This window comes from Streptomyces sp. NPDC001493 (assembly GCF_053597235.1).
In genome coordinates, this window is sequence record NZ_JBSFHV010000019.1 from 16,140 (window position 1) to 36,606 (window position 20,467).

Sequence of the window (20,467 nt, forward strand, 5' to 3'; positions counted from 1 at the left end):
CGACACGTCGACGTACGGAGCCGTGCTCACCATTCTGCCGATACCGACAGCAGACACCCCAGCGTGATCAGCCCTCCGACGTGACTTACTGTCAGAGAACCGAAACGACTGGGTTCGCTGTCAAACGCCTCGATTGGATGTCAAGGGACAAACTGGTCCGCGGCCATCCAACCGAGGTGCTTGAACAGCGGACCCAGACGTCGCTGACCCCCCCCCGACGGAGAAGACGGCGGGAACGGTCCGTACTCCCCCGGCCGTCGCCGTCCCGGCTGTAGGTGCGCGGCGCGCCACCGTCAGGTCTGTCCGAAGAGCGCGGAGGCCCCAGGCCGCCACTTCAGAACCTCAGAGGGGCAAGGTGGTGAGCCTGAGGGCTCAGAGGGCAGGGCCGGTGCGGCCAGGGAGCCGGGCGTGCAGCAGCTGCTTTCGCCTCTCACGGGCGAACGGTTTTTCGCGGGTCGGGTGGAGCTCCCGGGCGGGCGGCGTGACGGCGGAAACCCGGGAACTCCCCCTCGCGGCGCTGGCCTTCGTCGGGTGGCAGCGACGGTTAGCCGAAGTCTTACCGGCGCCGATCGCCCCTCCGGGGCGGCTCGCCGTTCGTCGCACCGGTTCAGTCGTGCGGCGGTGTGACTCGGGCCGACTCGGCGGCGGCGCGGGCGTCTTCGACGGTGGGGTGCAGCCGTAGCCCGGTGTGAGTGCCTTGGCGATGAGGTGATGATGCCCACGGTGTGCGGCGCCGGACCTTCCTCCCGGCAAGGCACCCAGCGCCGGGAGCGGTCCGCAGACATGCCAGAGTGATCCGCATGATCCCCGCACACGTCCCCGACGCGCCTCCGTTGACGTACGCCGACAGCTTCGACGTACCGGTCCTGTTCCGTAGCGGACCCGCGAAGAAGCCCCGGAGGCAGTGGCGGACCGCCAAGCACACGGCGTGGACCCGATCGGACGGGTTCCCCGCGTCCGACGGCTGGTACGCGCCGACCACTACCTGGCGGGAGATCATCAAGGCCGCAACCGAAGTCGGCCGCGACGTCACCCCACATCTGCAGAACCAGCCGCGCTACGCGCACGGGGAACTCGTCGCCCGGGTCTCCCCGCTGTACGCGTACCTCGGCGCGCACCCCGTGACGCCCCGCCACCCCGTGCACGGCGCAAAGGGCCGCCGCCTGACCTGGAACCCGGTCTACGCGCACGGCACCGAGCGCAGCGCGAAGGTCGCCGCCGGGTATCGGCTGGGCTTGACGATGACCGAGTGGGCCTGCCGCTCGCTGCTGGGTCTCGGCCAGACCGAGCACCTCGAACTCGGCGGCCCGATCCCCGCCCTGCTGACGACGTTCAAGAATCCGAAGGCGAAGTTGCCCGATTTGTGGGGTCGCCACGAGACGGAGCAGTTGTACTGGCTCATCGAGGCCAAGGGCGGTGACGTAGGTATCAAGAAGTTGCGCGAGGGGTGGGAACAGCTCGCGGCCGGCAGCAAGGCCCTCGGCGCGTACGCGCACCGCACCGTTCTGGTCGGAGCCTCCGTGAGGCCTGACGACGACCTGTTCCTCACGATCGACCACAACCTGCACCCCGGGCTGCCGCCGCTCGCCCCCGCCGGATCCGGTACCGCCAAGGCGGCGGGCCCGGGCAATCTGGAAGACCGCCTCGGCGACAACGACGACGCGCTCATCGGCGCCGCCCGCGCCCAGATGCTGACCTACCTGGCACTGCGCTCGGCTCCCGCCGCACAGCTGCGCACCGTACCCGTAGCCGCCGACCGATCCTCCCGCCGCCGACGCACTGGGCTGACCACCCCGCTGGAGGGCGACGACCTCACCCTCGCCATGCGGGCCGAAGCCCTCGGAGCAGCGGCCGGCACCAAACAGCGCACGTTGCGCACCCGGATTCGCGCCATGGGCCTCGACGATTTCCTCAGCTGTCGCATCCCCGGTACAGAGGTCCACCTCGGCATGTCTCGGAAGCTTTTCGCCGCCTGTGAGCGCCTCCACGAGGAGGACCTCGCCATCGCCCGGCGCACCCCGGGCCTGCGCGCCGAGGACCAAATGTTCGCCGATCCGGAACTCAGCGAAGAGGATCAGGAAGAACAACGCCTCACCCAGCGGCGTATCTTCCGCTACCAGCAGGAGGAAGCCCGCCCACGGCTGCGTCCCCTGCTCCGTGACGCCTACGAGCACGGAGCGGAGAGGGGCTGGACCAGCCTTCTGCGTCGTTCTGAAGAACCGGAACTCGACTTGCGGGGAGACGAGAGCCTCCTCGAAGCAGCGACACCGGAGACCTATGTGGCCGTCAGCCGGTACGACCTGCCCCCCGCGCGCCTCTAGGCCGTGTATCGAAAGTAGATCTTGGGCTGTGAATGATCACGGTTCATGGGGCGGGGAGATCTGACGGACGGGCAGTGGGCAGCGCTGGAGCCGTTGTTGCCGAATGGTGCCAGGGCGGGGCGTCCACCGGTCTGGTCTCGGCGGCGGCTGATCGACGGCATACGTTTCCGTGTCCGGACCGGTGTTCCGTGGCGGGACGTCCCGGCCGAGTACGGGCCGTGGGGCCGGGTTTACGACCTGTTTCGCCGGTGGCAGCGGGACGGCACCTGGCAGCGAATCCTTACCCGGCTCCAGTCCCTGGCTGACGCGAAGGGCGCGATCGTCTGGGAGCTGAGCGTCGATTCCACGGTATGCCGCGCCCATCAGCACGCGGCTGGGGCGCGAAGACAGGGTGATCTGCAGAAGGAACCGCCGGGCGGCGTCTTCACCGAGCCTGATGATCACGGTCTGGGGCGTTCGCGCGGCGGGTTCACCACCAAGCTGCACTTGGCCGTCGAGCAAGGGCAGAAGCCCATGTCGGTGGTGGTGACGGCAGGGCAGCGTGGGGACTCGCCGCAGTTCGAGGTCGTGCTGGAGAAGGTCCGGGTGCCCCGGGTCGGGCCGGGCCGGCCGCGCGTGAGACCGGTCCGCGTGAGGGCCGACAAGGCGTACGCCACCCGTAAGAACCGTGCCTACCTGCGCCGGCGCGGCATCAGATGCACCATCCCGGACAAGGCCGATCAGGCTCGCAATCGTCGCAAGCTTGGTTCGCGTGGCGGTCGGCCCCCGCGTTTCGATCCGGCCGACTACCGCGATCGTCACGCGGTCGAGTGCGGGATCAACCGCCTGAAGAGGCACCGCGCTGTCGCGACGCGGTACGACAAACTCTCGGTCCGTTATGAGGCGACCGTTCTCGTCGCTGCCATCCATGAGTGGCTGTGCCCCTCCGCCGCCCCCGCGGCATGGGCTCCAAGGCCACGCCACAGGCGGGGAGTTGTAGCGGAAGAGCAGGACCCGGTGATCCTCGCGCGAGTGTTCCCGGCGGCCGGCCGCCATGAACCTCGCTGCGCTGGTGGAGCTGGAGGGCTGGCTCAGTTCAGGCGGCCGGGAGGGCCCAGTCCTGCTGCTCCGCCCACTGCTCGAAGGTGGTCATGGTCAGGCCGTAATGGGCGGCGTGGTGGGGGCGAGCGGGGTAGCCGACGCGGTCGTTCCAGGTCTGACTGTCCGTCGTGGGGGCGCCAAGGCGCTGATCCTGCTCCTCGCGGGAGACGAAGACGGCGGTGATCTCGCGGTCGGCGGCCTTGGAGAGAGTCTCCGCGATTTCGGTGTGGGTCAGGGCGTCGCCCGCGAACTCGATCTCGGCTTCGTGGAACTTTCCGGGCTCGGCCACGGCGGCAGCGACCGCGGCTCCGAGGTCATCCGAGCAGATGAGCGCCATCACGGCCTGCGGGCTGGCAGCGGTTACCAGCTTGCCCTCAGGCAGGTCGGGGAACATGTAGTCCCGCTTGGGCGGAAGGAAGTTCTCCATGTAGAGGGCGGGCTTAAGAATGGTCCAGTGCTCCACGCCGGCCTGCCGGATCGTGTCCTCCGCGGCCTCCTTCTCGTCGCAATAGGCCGTTGTCACAGGGTGGATGTCCTCGATGTCCGGGTGCTCGTTGCGCCATCCGGTCGCGGACACGGAGGTGTGGATGATCTGGGTGACGCCGGCTCGCTTGGCCGCGGTGGCGACGTTGCGGGCCTGGCGCTGCTCGGCCCCGGGATCAGCGGGGTCGACGCCCGGCATCTGCACAGAGAAGATCACGTCCTGTCCGGCGCTGGCGGCCTCCAGGGACGCGAGGTCGTTCATGTCGCCGGTCGCGAGAGCGACGCCCTGCCCGGCGAGCGCCTGAGCGGGGGCAGAGGTGGGGTTGCGGACGAAACCGGTCACGGGATGCCCTGCGCGCAGAAGCGCCTGGACGGCAGCGCCGCCCTGCATCCCGGTCGCGCCGGTGACGAGAACTTTCGCCTTGTCGTTGTGCGTCATAGCGGGCCTTGCTCTCGATTGATCACGGATGGTCGGTAGGCGGGCACGAAACCCCACTACTAGAGACCGTACAGTATCGAGTCGCGAGTGTACCTAGTTCGTGATCTGCCTGAGCAGAGGCGACCGGCCAGCAACCCGGTCCGATCCGCAACTTCCCCGGGCAGGTCAGGAAGGCCCGGTGGGCAACGAAACAGATGGAGTACCGTCGTGCGTATGACCAGGTCAACCCGCCCCGCTGGACGCCAACGCCCCAGCGGCGCCTTCGGGCCCGTCCGCGACGAGACACGCAATGCCCGCATCATCGAAGCGGTCCTAGACCTGATCGTCGAGAACGGATACGCGGAGCTCACCATGGCCTCGGTGGCGGCGCGCGCGGAGGTGGCCAAGGCCACCGTCTACCGCCGCTGGGCCTCACGCGAAGATCTGGTCGCCGACGCCCTGGAAAGCCTCATGCTCCCCGCGGCCGTTCCGGCCGAGGTAACGGCCGCCGCCACACTGCGCGAGGACCTCATCGCCACGCTGACCCACAGTTCCGCATGCCTGCAACCCCGGGGCCGCCGCTTCTCCGCCGTGCTGGCCGCCGCCACCGGCTCTCACCCCCAAATCACCGACACCCTGCGCGAGCGCTACATCGCCGGGCAACGCGAAGGAATCGCCGCCTGCCTCCACCGCGCTCAAAAGCGCGGCGAGATCACGGCAGAGAAGGTTGAGCGTCTGCTTGCCCCGGACAGGCTGGAAATCGCCGCAGCCGTCGGAGTGATGGTCCTGCAAGAGGACCTGCTCGGTGCCGTTCTCGACATCGACGGGCTCGCCCGCCTGGTGGACCAGGTACTGCTGCCTCTCATCAGCGCCACCACTGCTCGGCCCCTGTAGGCCAAGATTCATTTTCGATACACGGCCTAGGCCTGCGGGTCCGCGAAAGCATTGTGGAGATCGCGGTCTGGGACACCGACCCCACCCTGCCCACACCCCGCACGCCGGCCCCGGACCGGATCGGCCAGCACGGACTCGAAATCGTCCGGGCCCTCGCCGCGTCCTTCGACGCCCGCCGTGAGCCCGGCGGCAAACGCGTCAGCGCCCGCATCAACCTCACCCACACCGCCTCCGAACCCGCGGCGTAAGCCAGCGTTCATGCCAACTGTTACACCGGGTGTTGGGCGCACGGAGAAGGGCGACTTACGAGTAGGCCGAGGGCGGTGTCGCTTTCGCGCAGTGGGCGGTTCGAGTGCAGCGGATGTCGCAGCGGCTTCGGCGTATACCTCGACTTTCCCGCGGGTGTGCCTGCCCGTGCGGGCGCGGGTCGCGAGACCGTACCAGCACAGGGTGCGCAGGACCGTGAGGCTCCACATGGTCATCAGGGGTGCGCAGGCGAAGACGAACAGTCTGTGCGCCACCGCTCATTGTCGGGGCGGATCGTCAGGTAGCGCAGGCTGTGGAGGTCGCCGAACGCGATCGCGATCAGCAGAAGAAGGGACAGCGGGGCCGCTCTGCTGAAGGGCTGCAGGACGATGAACCAGGTGAAGGCGGCGACGGTCGACAGGGTGACGAACCAGTTGCCCACCTGGTTCCAGAACGCATAGCCGCTGAGGGGCAGGTACCGGACGCGCCAGAAGGAGCGGATCGCGGAGCCGCGCATCCAGTGGATCTGCTGGCGGATGTGGTGGCTGAGGCTCTGGGGCATGGTGGCGCGGAGAGGGCTATGGCCTGGCGGAGCGCGTCAACGCGCGCAGAAGGGCAAGCCCGTCGTCAGAGGAATACCGCAACAACGCCGACGGTTGGGTGGGGCTGCTGGGGTGGTCCGGAGGATGAGCAGCCCTCGGCGCGGGACCGCCCGCGGGCCCGAGTAGCAGCGGGCCAGACCGACCACTCCGTCACCCCAGTCCACGATGCCGCAGCCCAGGGCGGATCTGCAGGCCACCAGATCCCCGGATGTCAGAGATCGTGTCGCGGACGCTGACCCACGATCGACCGGGGCAGTGGGGCCCGGCGGCGAACCACCGCCAAGAAGTGCTGCCCACGTCTGGGTCGGGTGCCAGAGGGAAGGGCGACCGGACGGCCGGGGAGGCCGCGTAGCGAGATGGGGTGAGGCACGCCCGCGGCGAGGCCGAGCCTGGTGCTGGAGAGCAGGCGCTCGTCGGCCCGGGCGCCACCCGGCTGTACCAGACGTGCGAGCCGGCGTGAACGGGCGTCGATCACCGAGGCGTGCGACCGTGGCCGGGGGGCAGGAGCGAGGAGCCGTAGGTCGAAAGCCGAGAGGCGCGTCGGTCGGCGGCTCCAGTGCGATCGCCGACGGAGAGGACGTCGTGATGGAGACCATCGCGGTGGAGGCGGGTGCGGCCCCGACGCGGCCGAGAAGGCTCGTGCGCTTTCCGGGTGTCTACGCCCCGCAGGCGGACAGCTACTTCCTCGCAGCCGCCCTGCACCGGGAGGGCATCGGCCCCGGCATGGACGTCCTGGATCTCTGTACCGGAACCGGCGCCTTGGCCCTGCGGGCGGCTCGGCTGGGGGCGCGGGTGACTGCGGTCGACATCAGCAGACGGGCTGTGGCCGCCGCGAGGGTGAACGCCTCGTTCGCCGGGCTGTCGCTCTCCGTGCACCGGGGCGATCTTCTCGGAGCTCTGCCCGGTCGCCGTTTCGACGCCGTGATCAGCAACCCGCCCTACGTGCCGGCGCCCGACCCCGCCCTTCCGCGGCGCGGGCCGGGCCGGGCCTGGGACGCGGGTCCGGACGGCCGGGCACTGGTGGACCGCATCTGCGACACGGCCCCCGACGCGCTCAGGGCGGGCGGGCTGCTGCTGATGGTGCACTCGGCGCTCAGCCGACCCGAGGAGAGCGTCCGCCGTCTGGAGCGGGCTGGTATGCGTGCGTCCGTCAGCGATCGGCTGTCCATTCCGTTCGGACCGGTGCTGCGAGGCCGTCTGAAGTGGCTCCGCGCCTGCGGGCTGCTGGCCGCGACCGCCGCCGCGGAGGAACTGGTGATCATCCGTGCGCGAAAGAAGTGAGGACGTGGCCGTGCCGGGGGAGCGCGAGGAAGCGCCGGGGGTCGGTGCCCGCCGCGCCCGCCTGGTGATCGTGGATCCCGAGGGCCCGGTCCTGATCGAGGGCCCCGTCACGCTGCGGACGGCCGACGGCCGAACCGTGACGTCGGAGCGGTTCACCGTGGCGGTCTGCACCTGCCGCCGCAGCCGCACCCACCCGTGGTGCGACACCAGCCACCGACGGCGCGAGCGGATCTCCGCGCCGCCCGACGAACCCCGGCCGGAGCCGGCCTCCCCCGAGCACCGACCCGAAGACCCCACCCCGAGGGAAGGCTCCGCATCGTGAAACTGGCCGCGACCGCCGACTCGACGCCCACCGGTCCGCCGCGCTCGGGCTCTTCGCCGCATTCGGAGGCCGGGCCTCCGCTGCCGCGTCCGCGAGGCGACCTGTCCGCCGGCGTCCTCGCGTACCTCACCGGCGACCGCACACGCCTGCCGTCGGACAACGAGGTCGGCCGGGCCGACCCGTTCGGCGACGACTTGCAGCTGCTGCTGTACGTCCTGTACGAGACCCACTACCGCGGGTTCGCCTCCGTTGACGAGGACCTGGAGTGGGATCCGGCGCTGCTGACGGTGAGGGCGGCTGCCGAGCGGCACTTTCTCGCCGCTGTACGGGCACGCACGACGGGCGGCGCCGACGTGGCGAAGGCCATCGAACCGCTGCTGATGGAACCGGTGGGCGACGACGGCACCAGTGTCAGCCACCACCTGCTGCGCGAAGCGAGCCTCCCCCGCCTGCGGGAGTACGCCGCCCTGCGCTCGCTCTACCACCTGAAGGAAGCCGATCCGCACCTGTGGGTGGTCCCGAGGCTCCGGGGGCGGCCGAAGGCGGCAATGGTCGCCATCGAGTACGACGAGTTCGGGGCCGGCCGGGCCGAGGACGTCCACGCGCGGCTCTTCGCAGACCTCATGGCCGACCTCGGTCTGGACACCGCGTACGGGACATACCTCGACGCAGCGCCGGCCGAGGCGCTCGCCACCGTCAACCTGATGTCTCTCTTCGGCCTGCACCGCTCGCTGCGCGGTGCGCTGGTCGGGCACTTCGCCACGGTGGAGATCACCTCGTCGCCCGGCTCGCGCAGGCTCGCCCAGGCACTTCGGCGGGCGGGCGCGGGCCCGGCGGCCCAGCGCTTCTACGACGAGCACGTGGAGGCCGACGCGGTCCACGAGCAGATCGTGCGCCACGAGGTGATCGACGGGCTGCTGGAAGACGAACCGCGGCTGGCCGCCGACATCGTCCTCGGCATCGAAGCCACCGGACTGCTCGAAGACCGGCTGGCTGCGCATCTTCTCGACGCCTGGCGCCAGGGTCGGACAGCGCTCCGCGCACCGCTGTAACCGACGGCCGCTACCGAGCCCGCCGCGGCCAGTTGAGGCGACGGCGAGCCCCGCCTCCGCCGCCGTATGCCCCGGAGGCGGCGCAGACAGCGCATTCTGCCCGCCTGTTCCGTTATTAGCGTTTTGCCCATATTTATTTGGCTAAGGAGATTCCATGAGCGAAATGAAGAACCCTCTGAAAGCCGCGGCCGAGAAGGCCGCGGACGCCCTACGGGGCACCGACGGCCCGCCCGGTGGTGTACCCGGGGCGCCGAGCGCGCTTCCGCCGTCCGTCGACGAGCCGACGTCCCCGCGTGAGCCGCTGCCGCCCAAGCCCGACCAGGCGGGGCCGGAGACGGTGAGCCCGACCGGGCAGCCGACGGGGGCGGACCATGCACGGAACGCGCAGAGCGGGGCGTACCTGACGACGGCCCAGGGCGCGCGGCTGCACGACACCGACCACTCGCTCAAGGCGGGCCCGCGCGGGCCCGTTCTCCTGCAGGACCACCACCTGCGGGAGAAGATCACGCACTTCGACCACGAGCGCATCCCCGAGCGGGTCGTCCATGCCCGGGGCGCGGCGGCGCACGGGGTGTTCCATGGTTACGGGACGGCGGCGCGGCTGTCGAGGGCGGCGTTCCTGGCCAAGGACGTGGAGACGCCGGTGTTCGTCCGGTTCTCGACCGTCCTCGGTTCCCGGGGCTCCGCCGACACGGTGCGCGACACCCGGGGGTTCGCCACGAAGTTCTATACCGAGGAGGGTGTTTTCGACCTGGTCGGCAACAACATCCCGGTGTTCTTCATCCAGGACGCCATCAAGTTCCCCGACGTGATCCACGCCGGGAAACCGCACCCGGACCGGGAGATCCCGCAGGCGCAGAGCGCCCACGACACGTTCTGGGACTTCGTCACCCTGCACACCGAGGCGACCCACCACACGCTGTGGAACATGTCGGACCGGGGCATTCCGCGCTCCTACCGGATGATGGAGGGCTTCGGCGTCCACACCTTCCGCCTCGTCGACGCCGAAGGCGCCTCGACCCTGGTGAAGTTCCACTGGAAGCCGAAGCTCGGCGTGCACTCCCTCGTCTGGGAGGAGGCACAGATCGCCGCCGGGGTCGATCCCGACTTCCACCGCCGCGACCTCGCCGACGCCATCGAGGCGGGCGCCTTCCCCCAGTGGGAACTGGGCGTGCAGACCTTCCCGGACAACGAGGAGCAGACGTTCGAGGGCATCGATCTGCTCGACCCGACGAAGATCGTGCCCGAGGAGCTCGCTCCCGTACAGCCGATCGGTCTGATGACGCTCAACGCCAACCCCTCGAACTACTTCGCCGAGACCGAGCAGGTCGCCTTCCACTTGGGCAACCTGGTTCCGGGCATCGACGTCACCAACGACCCGCTGCTCCAGGGCCGCCTCTTCTCCTACCTCGACACCCAGATCAGCCGACTGGGCGGCCCGAACTTCCCGCAACTGCCGATCAACCGCACCCACGCACCGGTCAACGACATGCTGCGCGACGGCATGCACCAGACCGCCGTGCACCGGGGCGTCGCACCGTACCGGCCCAACTCCCTGGACGGCGGCTGCCCCTTCACCGCCGGCGCGGACACCGGCGCGTTCATCGAGGTACCGGCCCCGGTGGCGGCGAGCACCAAGGTTCGCGAGGCCCCCACGTCCTTCGACGACCACTTCACCCAGGCCCGCCAGTTCTGGCTCAGCATGACGCCGGTGGAACGCGAACACATCGTCGCCGCGTACACCTTCGAACTCGGCAAGTGCTGGGAGCAGGCCGTCAAGGAGCGCGCGCTGACAGTCCTGGCCCGGATCGACACCCAGCTCTGCCAGGAGGTCGCCACCGGACTCGGCCTGCCCGCCCCCACCGCGGACGGGCCTCTGCCCGAGCCCGCGCCGAGCCCCGCCCTCTCCCAGGTGGGCGGTGTCTGGCCGCTGGACGGGCGGATCATCGGCATCGTCGCCGACGACGCTGCCGATCTCGCCGGCGTACGAACCGTCCGCGAAGCGGTGCTCGACGCGGGCATGGTCCCGCTCGTCATCGCCCCGGCAGGAGGCAAGCTCGACGCGGACGGCGACCCGGTCACCGTCCAGCGCACCTTCGCCACCGCCCGGTCCGTCGAGTTCGACGCCCTCCTGCTCGCAGGTACTCCCGGTCCCGGCGGCGACGCGGCCGGAGCACGGGACGCCAAGGCCGACAACACCGGCACCGCCGACGAGGTCGCCACCGACCCCCGCGTCCTCCTTCTGGTCAACGAGGCGTTCCGCCACGGCAAGGCGATCGGCGCCTGGAACGGCGGCGAAGGCGTCTTCCCGCTCGCGGGCATCGTCGCCGACGCTCCCGGCACCGTCACCGGCGACAGCGGCACAGCAGTGCTGGAACAGGTCACCACCCTCCTCGGCTCCCACCGCGCCTGGGAACGCTTCACCTCGCAGATCTGACCGCCGGTCGGCGTCCCGGCCGCCACCGCACCGCAGACGCGGAAACCCCGCTTCCAGTGTTGCCGCAGGGCTCACCCGGCCCTGCGGCAGCACGTCCCCACGACGCGCAGGCGAGAGGAGAGCGACGATGGCCACGAGCACGGCCCGCCCGGCGGAGGACACCCTGCCCATCAGCATCCGGCTGCCGGGCATCCTGCTGGGAGTGGGGCTCGGCGGATTCGTCGACGGCATCCTGCTACACCAGCTCCTGCAATGGCACCACATGCTTACCAGCACCAACGACGACCGCATCGGCGTCAAGTACTACTCGCTGCACACGGTCTCCGGACTGGAGATGAACACCGTCTGGGACGGCGTGTTCCACACGATCTGCTGGCTGGCCGTCCTCACCGGCCTCGCCGTCCTCTACGCCCGGGTCACCCACCACCGACGCAGGGTGTGGACCTCCCGGGTGCTGTGGGGATGGGGCCTCGCCGGATGGGGCCTCTTCAACCTCGTCGAAGGGCTGCTGGACCACCAGATCCTCGGCATCCACCACGTCCACGAAGGCCCCCACCGCATCTGGTGGGACCTGGGCTTCCTCGCCCTCGGCGCGGTGCTGCTCGCTGCCGGATACCTCCTGCGGCGCGGAGCCAGGCCATTCGACCTCGACGAACCGGCTTCACCAGGGGCGCCGGGCCGGTGACGGACCACACCCCTCACGCACACCCGGCAGGCGCCGGCGCATGGGAGTCATGGGTCCCCCTCGGCGTCGTCGGGATCCTCGCCTGCGGATACCTCCTCCTCGTCCAGCGGGCACGGGCACGCAACCCCGCTCGCGGATGGACACGGCGGCGGGCCGCCAGCTTCGTGGCGGGGTGCGCGCTCCTCGGCGCCGCGCTGAGCCCACCTGTGTCGACCTTCGCCCATGCCGACTTCCGAAGGCACATGACCCAGCACCTCCTGCTGGGCATGTACGCCCCCTCCTGCTGGTCCTCGGCGCACCGGTCACCCTGCTCCTGCGAACCCTGCCCGCCCGCCGCGCCCGGTCACTGACCAGGCTGCTCCACACCCGGTCCCTGCGCGCCGTCACCCACCCCCGCACGCGGCCGTATCCCAGCTGATGTACGGAGGCTTCCTCATCGACGTGCGCGCCCCCGTCGACCAGGTGCGGGGCGGCGCGGAGATCATGTACTACGGCGGCGACATCGGCGAGCTGCTGCTGGCCGGCGCACTGGTCGCGACCTGGCGTCCCGCCTGCCGCCTCCGGACCGTCGCCGCGCGCCCCGGGCCGGGGGTGGGCGACGCCCGATTTTCGGAACTCTGATTTCCGGAGGGAGGCCGGCGCCGTGACGACCCTGACCGGTCGGAAAGCTCCTCGGTGCCGACGGTCCGTGCCGACGACCGGCAAAGATGTCGAAGGAGATCCTTCCGTCGCGTCGGCGGACGTACGCCGATTCGTGAGCGCGTCAGACGGGACCAGGTGAGCAGGCCCTGCCGGCCCGGGCACAGGACGGTAGCGTCGCTTTTGGGTGGCTGCCCCTCGTGGACGTCGGCGACCGCCGCGACAAAGCCGCGTGCGACCCGTGTCGGTGCTCCGTTGCGATGGGACGGAGCACGTGAGGTCGCACGCTGCTGCTGTGCCGCTTGTTCACGCTGTGGGTGCGGAGCACGAAAGCGGTCGCCGGGCCCGCCCCTCGCCACTTTGCGATAGCCGGCCGGGTTCGTCCCTCGGCGGCGCTCATCTTCTCAGGCGGATATGAGCGTAGCGGCCGCCTCGCCGCAGGCGAGGCGGCCGCGGGCAGCCTCGAGAGCGGACTCGAGATCACGGGTACCGGTGGAGACGCACAGCGTGTACTCCACGTCTTCCAGTCGCCGACGCGCCAGCGCGTCCTCCGCGTCTGCGGACCGGAGCGATTCGTACCGCTCGATGAGACCCTTCAGAACCACCGGGTGAGCCATGAGCACAGCAATTCTCCTTCCGGGCCAGGGCCTCCATCCGCCCGGGCTGTCCTGTCGAGTACCCGCAGATGCTGTCCTCATCCATCTGTTCGCACACCACGGTCATCTCGCCCACAGCCCGGGGGCCGTGCGCTGCGATGCGGTCGACGCCCCTCACAACCGTTCCGTACGCGCTGATGGGCGGCCTCGATCCGAGCCGTCAACGGGGTGAGGGAACCCTGGGGATCGCAGGTAACCCGCAGAGCGGAAGGCGCCGGTGCCAGGTGCCCACCCCCGCCTCGCCGGCGTCCCCGCTGCGGGGGCCGAACGGTGCGCAGGTTCTCGTCCGCCATGGCGCAGCCCGCTTACGCCGAATGCGTCGCACCTGTGGTGGACCTGCCGGACCTCGGCGAGCGTGGAAACGGCGTCCGCAATGGCGCGGGCCTTTCTGGCTGAGGAGCGAGTATGTCTGAGCGCAACACCGTCCTGCGCAGCGTCCACGATCTGGGGATGGCGGCGTGGTTCGGCGGGTCTTTGATGGGCGCGGTCGGCCTGAACGGGGCGGCCCGGAGCCAGGGCTCCACGGCGGCGGAGACGGCCCGGATCGCGAGCGAGGGCTGGACCCGGTGGATGCCCGTGAACGCTGCGGCGATCGGCGCGCACCTGATCGGTGGCACGGGTCTGCTGGCCGCGAACGCCGCCCGCGTGCAGACCCAGCAAGGTGTCGCCGCTTCGACGCTGGCCAAGACGGTGCTGACCGGGGCGGCCCTGGCCGCGACCGCCTACTGCCGGGTGCTGGGCAAGAAGCTCGAACTGTCCGCCTCCGACGACCCGCGCGACCTGGAGAAGGCAGCGGCCCACCCCGTCGACCTGGACAAGGCCCGCAGCCACCTGACGCTGATGCAGTGGGCCGTACCGGCTCTGACCGGGGCGATCGTCGTGCTCAATGCCCTGCACGGAGAGCAGCAGCGTCCGCTCCAGCAGCAGGCCGGTATGGTGCGCAGGGCCACGTCCCAGCTGCAGGCTCAGCTGCCCCAGTTCCCCCACCACTGCTGACCAGCGATCCACATTTTCCGGACCGTAAAGACCCCACCTGAGAGACCGGCACCACCTTGCTGTGCGCATCGATCCGCAGGGCGGGCTATGCCTCGACCCAGCCGCTGAGGGTGTCGCAGGTGTAGCGCACTTCTTCCATGAGGCGGGTGGCCTCGACGACGAGTACGCCGTAGGGCCGGCCGGGGTCGGACAGCGGCAGGGTGCGCGCGTCGGCCTCGGCGACGACCTCGCGGCATCGGCGTTCCACCTCCCCGGCCATCCGAGTGAGCCCTGCGGTCTGCTGCGGCAGCGTCGCCTCGTCCAGTGTGCTCAGCGCGAGGGCCGTCTTCGACACCGCTTCCAGGAAGTCGGCGTACCGGGCCAGGAACGGCCGGTAGACGTATTCGTTCTCCTCGTCCTGCCACCGGTCGAGGGACCGGGTCATGGAGGCCAGTTGGTACAGGGTCCGCTCCAGCGCGCCGAGCACCGAGGCGTACCCGTGGAAGGTGAGGTGGCCGCGGTGGCGGCGCAGCAGTCGGCGCGGGTTGTAGCGGACGCTCTCCACTGCAGTGTCCAGTCCGGCCCTGGCCTGCTCGATGAGGCCGCCGGTGCGGGCGGCCCGATCGCGCCAGCGGGCGGTGGTGTCCGCGTCGAGGGCTCCGTCGCGCAAGGCGGGATATATGTCGGATGTGAGGTCGTGGAGCGTACCCGCTAGGACGCGGACGGCGTATTCGGCGCTCCGGTAGCGCAGCGGCGGAGCGATGGTGACGTTGACCGCGGTGCCGATGGCGCAGCCGATCAGGACCAGGAGAACGATCTGCCCGAGCTGGATCACGCGGGTGGAGTTGTCGGGCCCGGCGATGTAGGTGGAGAAGGCGAAGAGGGCCGCGGTGGCCACCTGGGGGCCTTGTGTTCCCAGGACGCGCAGGCGGCTGATTGAGAGGGCGATCACTGCCACCAGGACGAAGGTCAGCAGATCCGGGCCGGCGAGGAAGCCCAGCACGGCTTGGACCGCGACGCCCACCGCGACGGCCCCGACGTAGCGCAGCGACTGCACGACGGACTGGTACACGGTCACATACATGATCGTTACCGCGGCGAACGGCGCGAACGCCGGCGAGGCGGCGTCCATGAGGTCGTACGACACGACCCAGGAGAGGGTGGCGGCGAGGGTGCTCTTGCCGATCAGTAGCAGCGTGTGCCGCTCCGGGCCGTCCTCGTGCGCGGCCCTTTGCCACCAGTCGGCCGCCCGCGTGCCCCATTTCCGCGCTTTCGCGGTAGCCCCGTCAGTCGGCACACCGGGCACCGCGCTCCGCATGCCCGTCCCCGTAACTTTGCGGGTCGAACGCGCGCGGCGTGGTCGCTTCGCGTTCAAGAGCGGCGAGGCGTGAGAGTGAAGAGCCCGCCGGCCGGGTCCTGCAGTGTTCGTGAGAACCCCTTCGGCGTCCCGCTCGTGGCGGGCAGCCGAGGTCGGCGACCGCCTTCCCGCGCAGCCGCCGCCACGGCGGCCTCCACGTCGTCGACGCTGAAGTTCACCAGCCAACGTGGCCGCAGATGCGGCTCGGCCGATCCCGGTGTTCCGCCGCCCCGGAGGGTGAGGGCCACCGTCCCCTCCGCCTCCACCACGACGTGGTCGTCCTGGTAGGTGACCTCGATCCCGGGCTCCATCTCCCAACCCAGCACTCCGCCGTAGAACAGGGCAGCGTCGAAGACGTTACGGCCTTGCAGATCGATCCGAGAACGGATCCGAGACTCCACGGTCCACGCCGGAACAGTTCCTTCCCAGAACCCGAAGGTCGCTCCTTCCGGATCAGCGGCCAGACCGGCGCGTCCCTCGCGCAGTGCCACCGGGCCAACGGCGACGGTGGCACCTCGCTCTTGGACTCGGGCGGCGATCGTACCGGCGTCGCGAACCAGGAAGTAGGGGGTCCACTCGGATTCCGGAGCGAAGCCCGGCCTTCGCGTGCCCAGTACCGCGACCGGTGCGCCGTCGGCGAAAGCCACGAGAAACTGATCTCCCAGGGGGCTGGGCTGGAACTTCCAGCCCAGAACCGCCGCGTAGAACGCCCGGGTCGCAGGCAGATCCTCCACTGTCAGGCTGACCCAACACGGGCTACCCGGCACGGGCGACTGCCGGCCGGTGATCGCAGACATCAAAGCCCTCCTCGCTCCTATGTGCTCGTCCAGCCTCCCACCACCGCAGGCAAAGGCCGGGACCCGCTGTACATGGTCTCTCCTCGTCGAGGAAAGCCCCGCCGTTGACCGGACGCCGCCGGTCTCTCAGCTGTTCGGCCCCTCTCGGCTCGCACCGCTCGGGGACCCCCGCCAGATGGAGAGAGCGCGAGCTGGGTGCGTACCCGACGACCGGGTAGGCGACGACCGTCGGCGCAGGCAAACGCGCGCCCACCGGGCTCACCAGCTGCGAGGGAAGCGAACATGCCGCAGGATTCTCGTCCGGCTCGCGGAGGCCGAGAAGCGCGTCGTCGAAGACCGCTCGTCGACGCCAAGGCAGGAGCTGATCCGGCCGGGAGCCCCGGCCGCCCAACCGTACCGGTAGCGAGGCGACGCCCTCCGCAGGCACGAGGGCCCGTCCGAACAAGGAGAAACATGAACGACAGCAACCGCTCGCACGCCAAGAAGCCTTCCGACAGCGCATCCGACGAAGTCCTGCACGAGATCGAGGACGCCGAGACGGACGACGTGACCGGCGGCGAGCAGCGCAGCGGCAACGGAGACGGAGAGGCAGCTGACGCGCTGACCCCGAACGAGGACGCGCAGGAAGACGCGCAGAAATACTCCTGAATCCTCCGGCTCGACAACAGCGCACGCTCCTGGTCCAGAAGAAGCATGAGGAGCGCACGGAAAACCTGCACGTGAGGCGAAAGGCGGACAGAGATGCGAGCACTGATCTATCAGGGAAAGCGGGACGTCAGGGTCGAGACCGTTCCCGATCCGAAGATCGAGCAGCCCGACGACATCGTCGTGCGGGTCACCTCGACCGGAATCTGCGGCTCCGACCTCCACCTCTACGAGGTGCTCGGCCCCTACCTCGACCCCGGCGACATCCTCGGCCACGAGCCCATGGGCATCGTGGAGGAAGTGGGACCGGAGGTGACCGCCCACTCCCCCGGCGACCGCGTAGTGATTCCCTTCAACGTTTCGTGTGGTCACTGCTACATGTGCGAGCGGGGCCTGCACTCCCAGTGCGAAACCACCCAGGTGCGCTCCCGGGGCATGGGCGCCTCCCTCTTCGGATAAACCAAGCTCTACGGCCAGGTCCCCGGCGGGCAGGCTGAGTTGCTGCGCGTCCCCTTCGGCAACTTCCTGCCGATCCGGGTCCCGCAGGGGCCGCCGGACGACCGGTTCGTCTGCCTCTCCGATGTCCTGCCCACCGCCTGGCAAGGCGTCGAGTACGCGGCTATCCCACCCGGCGGCACGGTCACCGTCCTCGGGCTCGGCCCGATCGGGGCGATGGCTGCCCGCATCGCCCAGCACCGCGGGGCCGGCCTGGTCATCGGCGTGGACCTCGTCCCCGACCGGCTGGAGCGGGCGAGCGCCTACGGTGCCAAGTGCCTCGACCTGCGTCGCCACGGAAAGGACCTCGGCGACGCAATCCGCGAACTCACCGACGGTCGCGGCACCGACTCCGTCATCGACGCCGTCGGAATGGAAGCACACGGAGCCCCGGTCGCCAAGGCCGCCCAGTGGGCGGTCGGGCTGATGCCCGACGCCGTCGGCGAACGCCTCATGGACAAGGCGGGCATCGATCGGCTCTCCGCGCTCTACGCGGCGATCGACGCGGTACGCCGCGGCGGCACCGTTTCCCTGGCCGGCGTCTACGCCGGCTCCGCCGACCCGCTGCCCCTCATGACCATGTTCGACAAGCAGATCCAGCTCCGCATGGGACAGGCGAACGTCAAACGCTGGGTCGACGACATCCTCCCGCTCCTCACCGACGAGGACCCCCTGGGAGTCGACACCTTCGCCACCCACCACCTGCCCCTGGAACAGGGACCGCAGGCGTACGCCACCTTCCAGCAGAAGACCGACGGCATGATCAAAACGCTCCTGATCCCCTGAGGTCGTTCCTCTGCCCTCCGCCCCGGGCGCGGGAGGGCAGAGGCCGGTCAGCCTCCCGAACGCGCCGCTTGCACGCGCTCGGTGCGCTGTCACCATGGTGCTATGGGGAAGAGCGCTCTCATTGTGATCGACATGATCAACACCTACGATCACCCGGACGCGGATCTCCTGATCCCGTCCGTACGAGAAGCGGTGCCCTACGTCGTACATCTGCTGGAGCGTGCTCGCGCCGCGGGCGTCCCGGTCGTCTTCGTGAACGACAATTTCGGCCAGTGGCGCTCCCACCACGGGGAGCTGCTCGAAACAGCCCTGGCCGGGCCGCGATCGGAACTTGTCCGCCCCGTGCGGCCGGACGGAGACTCCCTCTTCGTGGTGAAGGCGAGGCACTCGATCTTCTACGAGACACCCCTGAGCTACCTGCTGAATCAGCTCGGGGTGGACCACGTCGTCCTCACGGGCCAGGTCACCGAACAGTGCGTGCTGTACTCCGCCCTCGACGCCCACATCCGCCACCTGCGGGTAACGATCCCGAAGGACGCCGTCGCCCACATCCACGAAGACCTCGCGACCGCCGCCCTCCTGATGATGGAACGCAACATGGGAGCGACGATCACGACAGCCGGAGCGGCACGGTTCTGAGGACCGCCTCAGGGGAGCGGTGTCCCGCCGGTGGCGTTCAGGATCTCGCCGGTGATGTACGAGGCGTTCGAAGAGGCGAGAAATACGTACGCCGGCGCCATCTCGGCGGGCTGTGCCGGCCTGCCGAACGGGCCCTGCTTCCCGAACTCCGTGGTGTCGGGCAGGGTCGCCGGGATGAGGGGGGTCCAGACGGGGCCGGGCGCCACGGCGTTGACACGGACACCGTCGGCCGCGACCATCTGGGCGAGCCCCTGGGTGAAGGTGACGATCGCACCTTTGGTCATCGCGTAGTCGAGCAGGTGCGGGCTGGGCTTGTACGCCTGCACGGATGTCGTGTTGATGATCGATCCGCCCGGCGGGATGTGCGGCAGAGCGGCTTTGCAGAGCCAGAACATCCCGTACAGATTGGTGCGGACGACCCGGTCGAACTGCTCGGTGGAGATCGCGGCGATCCCGTCGGGCTGGGACATCTGGTACGCCGCGTTGTTGACCAGGACGTCGATGCGGCCGAAGGCCGAGACGGCCCGCTCGACGAGAGCATCGCACTGTTCCTCGTCCCGGATGTCGCACACCACGGGTATCGCCGCCCGTCCCGCCTGCTCTACCAGGCGGACGGTCTCGCGCGCCTCGTCCTCTTCCTCGGCGAGGTGCGTCAGCAGGACGTCCGCGCCTTCCCTGGCGAACGCCAGGGCGACCGCGCGCCCGATGCCGGAATCGCCTCCCGTGACCACGGCCGCGCGATCGGTCAGGAGACCGGAACCCCGGTAGGAGTCCTCGCCATGGTCCGGCGGTGGATCCATGGGACCTGTCCAGCCCGGGTGTTGCTGCTCCTGCTGCGGAAAGTCGGGACGCGGATGGAGCCGGTTGGGGTCCTGCGGTCGATCGTCGCTCGTCATGATGCTCCTTCTGCTCTTCGGCGGACGGTTTCCGGGAGGTCGGAAAGCACCCGGCAAGGCGCGCCGTCGCCACGGCCGTGCTCCGGTCCTACTTCTCTGGTCGTGACCCAGCTCATCGGCGGCTGATGTCGCCCCCGGGGGCGCTGCGCGAGGTGCTGGTGCACATAGCCCGTTCCCCTGCGCATGTGTGCGAGGTCAACACTGAGATCGGACTCGGCCGTGCGCAGCAGAGCGACGATCCTCCGGCCGGATTGGTGACCAGCCGACTCACCTCCCCCGCTCCTCTTTTGTCCCACCTCCCGCGCCGTATCCGTCCCGAGCCATCTCTTGAACTCGTCGGCGCACATGTTGACGGCATCACCGAAGCGGTCGAGCACGCTCTGCCGACCCTCGTTACCGCAGGTGCTCACTAGCCGCCGCTGCCTCACTTGCGCAGTGATTCCGGGCGGTGCACCTCGACCTGCCCGTCTCGTCACTGCGGACCTCATGCTGAGGTGGTCGCCCCTCGGATGACTCCACGGTGCCGCCAGCCGCCTCGGCGCGCTGGTCGATCCCGCGCTTCACCGAGCCTTCCACGTCCTGCCCGTGACTCTTCCAGCTGACGTCGTCACCTTGGGAGAGCAGCTTCCTCCCTTCACCGTGGCCACGTGAGCGAACCCTTCTCCCGCGACACGACAGGCGACACGTGTTCGCATCGTCGCCACCTCCAGGATCGGCGCTTCCCACCGACCCCGCACTCCGGGCCCGAACCGGGTCGCACG

Annotated in this window: 20 protein-coding genes and 3 pseudogenes; 15 read left to right on the forward strand and 8 right to left on the reverse strand. The window is 69.8% G+C overall.

What is annotated here, in order from left to right; translation table 11 throughout:
• The first annotated feature begins 800 nt into the window (after positions 1-800).
• A complete protein-coding gene (locus ACWCWD_RS25095; protein WP_450775834.1) occupies positions 801-2,321 on the forward strand; it encodes a gamma-glutamyltransferase in 1,521 nt (506 codons plus the stop codon).
• A gap of 45 nt (positions 2,322-2,366) precedes the next feature.
• A pseudogene (locus tag ACWCWD_RS25100) lies at positions 2,367-3,239 on the forward strand (IS5 family transposase); the annotation flags it as partial.
• 157 nt (positions 3,240-3,396) lie between these two features.
• On the opposite strand, the gene ACWCWD_RS25105 reads toward ACWCWD_RS25100, so the two are convergent.
• A complete protein-coding gene (locus ACWCWD_RS25105; protein WP_450775836.1) occupies positions 3,397-4,323 on the reverse strand; it encodes an NmrA family NAD(P)-binding protein in 927 nt (308 codons plus the stop codon).
• Between the two features lie 213 nt (positions 4,324-4,536).
• Here ACWCWD_RS25105 and ACWCWD_RS25110 point away from each other — a divergent pair, with 213 nt between their 5' ends.
• Together ACWCWD_RS25110 and ACWCWD_RS25115 are read left to right on the forward strand one after the other, a co-directional pair.
• Positions 4,537-5,196 carry a TetR/AcrR family transcriptional regulator gene (locus ACWCWD_RS25110; RefSeq protein WP_450775838.1) on the forward strand — a complete coding sequence of 220 codons (660 nt, stop codon included), beginning with the start codon at positions 4,537-4,539 and terminating at the stop codon, positions 5,194-5,196.
• 53 nt (positions 5,197-5,249) lie between these two features.
• Positions 5,250-5,444, forward strand: a complete 195-nt coding sequence (locus tag ACWCWD_RS25115; RefSeq protein ID WP_450775840.1) for an ATP-binding protein — start codon at positions 5,250-5,252, stop codon at positions 5,442-5,444.
• Positions 5,445-5,677: 233 nt separating this feature from the next.
• Here ACWCWD_RS25115 and ACWCWD_RS25120 read toward each other — a convergent pair whose 3' ends face one another.
• Positions 5,678-6,004, reverse strand: a complete 327-nt coding sequence (locus ACWCWD_RS25120; protein WP_450775842.1) for a hypothetical protein — start codon at positions 6,002-6,004, stop codon at positions 5,678-5,680.
• A gap of 625 nt (positions 6,005-6,629) precedes the next feature.
• Here ACWCWD_RS25120 and ACWCWD_RS25125 point away from each other — a divergent pair.
• The 7 genes and pseudogenes from ACWCWD_RS25125 (at position 6,630) to ACWCWD_RS25155 (ending at position 12,442) form a co-directional block, all read left to right on the forward strand.
• Positions 6,630-7,325: a HemK2/MTQ2 family protein methyltransferase gene (locus tag ACWCWD_RS25125; protein WP_450775844.1), complete on the forward strand. Its 696-nt coding sequence runs from the start codon at positions 6,630-6,632 to the stop codon at positions 7,323-7,325.
• The gene (locus tag ACWCWD_RS25130; protein WP_450775846.1) at positions 7,309-7,647 is read left to right on the forward strand and encodes a CDGSH iron-sulfur domain-containing protein; all 339 of its coding nucleotides are present in this window, start codon (positions 7,309-7,311) and stop codon (positions 7,645-7,647) included. Before ACWCWD_RS25125 ends, ACWCWD_RS25130 begins: the two co-directional genes overlap by 17 nt.
• An 80-nt stretch (positions 7,648-7,727) precedes the next feature.
• Entirely contained in the window at positions 7,728-8,699 is a 972-nt protein-coding gene (locus tag ACWCWD_RS25135) for an iron-containing redox enzyme family protein (protein ID WP_450776099.1), read from the forward strand.
• Positions 8,700-8,853: 154 nt separating this feature from the next.
• The gene (locus ACWCWD_RS25140; RefSeq protein WP_450775848.1) at positions 8,854-11,136 is read left to right on the forward strand and encodes a catalase; all 2,283 of its coding nucleotides are present in this window, start codon (positions 8,854-8,856) and stop codon (positions 11,134-11,136) included.
• Between the two features lie 127 nt (positions 11,137-11,263).
• A complete protein-coding gene (locus ACWCWD_RS25145) occupies positions 11,264-11,821 on the forward strand; it encodes a DUF2243 domain-containing protein (RefSeq protein ID WP_450775850.1) in 558 nt (185 codons plus the stop codon).
• Positions 11,818-12,239, forward strand: a pseudogene (locus ACWCWD_RS25150) (cytochrome c oxidase assembly protein). The gene ACWCWD_RS25145 and the pseudogene ACWCWD_RS25150 overlap by 4 nt, the downstream one beginning before the upstream one ends.
• A complete protein-coding gene (locus ACWCWD_RS25155) occupies positions 12,239-12,442 on the forward strand; it encodes a hypothetical protein (protein WP_450775852.1) in 204 nt (67 codons plus the stop codon). Before ACWCWD_RS25150 ends, ACWCWD_RS25155 begins: the two are co-directional and overlap by 1 nt.
• Positions 12,443-12,864: 422 nt before the next feature.
• Here ACWCWD_RS25155 and ACWCWD_RS25160 read toward each other — a convergent pair whose 3' ends face one another.
• Entirely contained in the window at positions 12,865-13,083 is a 219-nt protein-coding gene (locus tag ACWCWD_RS25160) for a DUF5133 domain-containing protein (RefSeq protein WP_450775854.1), read from the reverse strand.
• 438 nt (positions 13,084-13,521) lie between these two features.
• Between ACWCWD_RS25160 and ACWCWD_RS25165 the strand changes: the two genes are divergently transcribed.
• Positions 13,522-14,112: a hypothetical protein gene (locus ACWCWD_RS25165; protein ID WP_450775856.1), complete on the forward strand. Its 591-nt coding sequence runs from the start codon at positions 13,522-13,524 to the stop codon at positions 14,110-14,112.
• An 85-nt stretch (positions 14,113-14,197) separates the two neighbouring features.
• Here the strand turns inward: ACWCWD_RS25165 and ACWCWD_RS25170 are convergent, their stop codons facing one another.
• Positions 14,198-15,409, reverse strand: a complete 1,212-nt coding sequence (locus ACWCWD_RS25170; RefSeq protein WP_450775858.1) for a hypothetical protein — start codon at positions 15,407-15,409, stop codon at positions 14,198-14,200.
• 53 nt (positions 15,410-15,462) lie between these two features.
• Positions 15,463-16,245: a VOC family protein gene (locus tag ACWCWD_RS25175; RefSeq protein WP_450775860.1), complete on the reverse strand. Its 783-nt coding sequence runs from the start codon at positions 16,243-16,245 to the stop codon at positions 15,463-15,465.
• A gap of 453 nt (positions 16,246-16,698) precedes the next feature.
• Here ACWCWD_RS25175 and ACWCWD_RS25180 point away from each other — a divergent pair, with 453 nt between their 5' ends.
• The 3 genes and pseudogenes from ACWCWD_RS25180 to ACWCWD_RS25190 all read left to right on the forward strand — a co-directional run bounded on the left by ACWCWD_RS25180 (position 16,699) and on the right by ACWCWD_RS25190 (position 18,810).
• Positions 16,699-16,893, forward strand: coding sequence for a hypothetical protein (locus tag ACWCWD_RS25180; RefSeq protein WP_450775862.1), 195 nt, complete (start codon positions 16,699-16,701; stop codon positions 16,891-16,893).
• A gap of 93 nt (positions 16,894-16,986) precedes the next feature.
• A pseudogene (locus ACWCWD_RS25185) lies at positions 16,987-18,171 on the forward strand (zinc-dependent alcohol dehydrogenase).
• A gap of 102 nt (positions 18,172-18,273) precedes the next feature.
• Complete coding sequence (locus ACWCWD_RS25190; protein WP_450775864.1) at positions 18,274-18,810, forward strand: isochorismatase family cysteine hydrolase; 537 nt, start codon at positions 18,274-18,276, stop codon at positions 18,808-18,810.
• A gap of 8 nt (positions 18,811-18,818) precedes the next feature.
• On the opposite strand, the gene ACWCWD_RS25195 is transcribed toward ACWCWD_RS25190, so the two are convergent.
• The 3 genes from ACWCWD_RS25195 to ACWCWD_RS25205 are packed head-to-tail and all read right to left on the reverse strand — an operon-like array spanning position 18,819 to position 20,432.
• A complete protein-coding gene (locus ACWCWD_RS25195; RefSeq protein ID WP_450775866.1) occupies positions 18,819-19,706 on the reverse strand; it encodes an SDR family oxidoreductase in 888 nt (295 codons plus the stop codon).
• The gene (locus ACWCWD_RS25200) at positions 19,703-20,194 is read right to left on the reverse strand and encodes a DUF3140 domain-containing protein (RefSeq protein WP_450775868.1); all 492 of its coding nucleotides are present in this window, start codon (positions 20,192-20,194) and stop codon (positions 19,703-19,705) included. Before ACWCWD_RS25200 ends, ACWCWD_RS25195 begins: the two co-directional genes overlap by 4 nt.
• Positions 20,100-20,432: a DUF2945 domain-containing protein gene (locus ACWCWD_RS25205; RefSeq protein WP_450775870.1), complete on the reverse strand. Its 333-nt coding sequence runs from the start codon at positions 20,430-20,432 to the stop codon at positions 20,100-20,102. The genes ACWCWD_RS25200 and ACWCWD_RS25205 overlap by 95 nt, the downstream gene beginning before the upstream one ends.
• Between the last annotated feature and the right edge of the window lie 35 nt (positions 20,433-20,467).